1 protein-coding gene is annotated in these 563 nt (G+C 64.8%); it reads right to left on the bottom strand.

The features are described from left to right. On the bottom strand, positions 1 to 563 hold a 563-nt coding region (cysD, locus tag CTZ28_RS46490), incomplete at both ends, for a sulfate adenylyltransferase subunit CysD (protein WP_121895965.1).

Here is a 563-nt window from a genome sequence, read left to right as displayed (position 1 = left end):
CTCGCGGGCGATGTACTGCCAGACGTCGAGTTCGGTCCAGTTGGAGAGGGGGAAGACGCGGACGTGTTCGCCGGGTGCGTGGCGGCCGTTGTAGAGGTTCCAGAGTTCGGGGCGTTGGCGGCGGGGGTCCCATTGGGAGAATGCGTCGCGGAGGGAGAAGACGCGTTCTTTGGCGCGGGCTTTTTCTTCGTCGCGGCGTCCGCCGCCGAAGACGGCGTCGAATTTCTCGTGTTGGATTTTTTCGGTGAGGGGGAGGGTCTGGAGGGGGTTTCGGGTGCCGTCGGGGCGTTCTTTGAGTATGCCGCGGTCGAGGTAGTCCTGGACGGAGGCCACGTGGAGGCGGAGGTTGTGTGTGGTGACCACGTGGTCGCGGTGGTGGAGGACTTCGGGGAAGTTGTGGCCGGTGTCCACGTGGAGGAGGGTGAAGGGGATGGGTGCGGGGGTGAAGGCTTTGAGTGCGAGGTGCAGCATGACGATGGAGTCCTTGCCGCCGGAGAAGAGGATCACCGGTCGTTCGAACTCGCCCGCGACCTCGCGGAAGATGTGCACCGCCTCGGACTCCA

Source organism: Streptomyces shenzhenensis (assembly GCF_003688995.1).
In the GTDB taxonomy this organism is placed as follows: Bacteria; Actinomycetota; Actinomycetes; order Streptomycetales; family Streptomycetaceae; genus Streptomyces; species Streptomyces shenzhenensis_A.
Note: the sequence above shows the minus strand (reverse complement) of the source record. Positions and strands in the feature narration are given on the sequence as shown.